At 59.4% G+C, this 1,276-nt stretch carries 1 protein-coding gene; it reads right to left on the bottom strand.

The window, feature by feature from the left end:
• Positions 1-32: 32 nt before the first annotated feature.
• A protein-coding gene (locus IHE57_RS16145) for an IS3 family transposase (protein WP_420896842.1) occupies positions 33-1,216 on the bottom strand; the annotation gives its coding sequence in 2 pieces (ribosomal slippage) (positions 33-956 and positions 959-1,216; 1,182 coding nt in all).
• Positions 1,217-1,276 lie beyond the last annotated feature (60 nt).

The following is a 1,276-nucleotide window of genomic DNA, read 5'->3' as shown; positions in this document are numbered from 1 at the left end:
GGGACTGCTGAAGGTTTGGTTGACTCCTGGGTTTATGCCGCCAGGGCGACGGCCTTTTGGTGAACAAGCTCGTATTCAACCGGGGTCAGTTTACCCAAACGTCGCTGTCGACGCTTCCGGTGATAGGTCCGCTCGACCCAGTGGACGATCGCTGTGCGCAACCTCGCTCGCGTGTCCCAACGGCCCCGATCGAGGACGTTCTTCTGCAACACGGCGAAGAACGATTCCATCGCCGCATTATCACCAGCAGCACCGACCCGACCCATCGATCCGACGAGCCCGTAATGCCGTAGAGCCTGCTGGAACTTCCGAGAACGAAATTGCGAGCCGCGATCCGAGTGAACGACACACCCGGCAATCATTCCAGACCCGCCACGACGGGCCACAGCATCATCAATCGCCGCCACAGCCAGGCGAGATTTCATCCTCGAATCGATGGCATAGCCGATGATTCTGTTGCTGAACACGTCCTTGACCGCGCACATGTACAGCTTGCCCTCACTGGTGTGGTGTTCGGTAACGTCGGTCAGCCACAACTCGTTGATTGCCTTGGCAGTGAAGTCGCGTTCGACGAGGTCGTCACACACTGGCGGGCCGGGCTTCTTGCCGTGTTTCCGGGCTCGTTTGATCGTGTGCGAGAACAACTGCTGCTGCGAGCACAATCGCCACACACGACGCTCTGACGTCTGCAGACCCGCGGCGTGGAGTTCATCGGCGATGAACCGGTGCCCGAACTCAGGATCGTCCGTATGAACGTCGTAGGCGGCATTGATCAGATGTGCCTCGTCCCAGTCCCGAGCTGAGACCGGATGAGCGCACCACTTGTAGAACCCCTGCTTGGTAAAGCCGAGCACCCGACAGGTCACTGCCACCGGCACCCCGGTGGCAGCAAGGTCAAGGACCAGCGGGTACATCATTTTGGGTGATGGCCACCGAGCTTCAAGTTCGCTTGCGAGAGGTACGCTGCGGCCTCGCGGAGGATCTTGTTCTCACGCTCGAGCTCGCGAATGCGTTTCAGCGCTGCCGCCTGGGCGCGTGACTCCTCGACATCACGGGAGGGCTCGAGTCCGTGCTCGCGTAGCCGCGAGTCACGCACCCAGGCCTGGAGAGCTGACTTCGAGATACCGAGGTCGGCACACACCTGCTTCTGGGTCATTCCATCGTCCAAGAGCTCGAGCGCTGATTGCTTGAACTCATCGGTGTAGATCTTTGGCATGACTTCTATCCTTCCTGGAATTTATCCAGTCGTGAAGTCAACCAAACCTTCAGCAGTCCC

Source organism: Brevibacterium renqingii (genome assembly GCF_017808105.1).
GTDB classification, from domain to species: Bacteria; Actinomycetota; Actinomycetes; order Actinomycetales; family Brevibacteriaceae; genus Brevibacterium; species Brevibacterium renqingii.
This window is presented reverse-complemented; position numbering and strand designations above follow the sequence as displayed.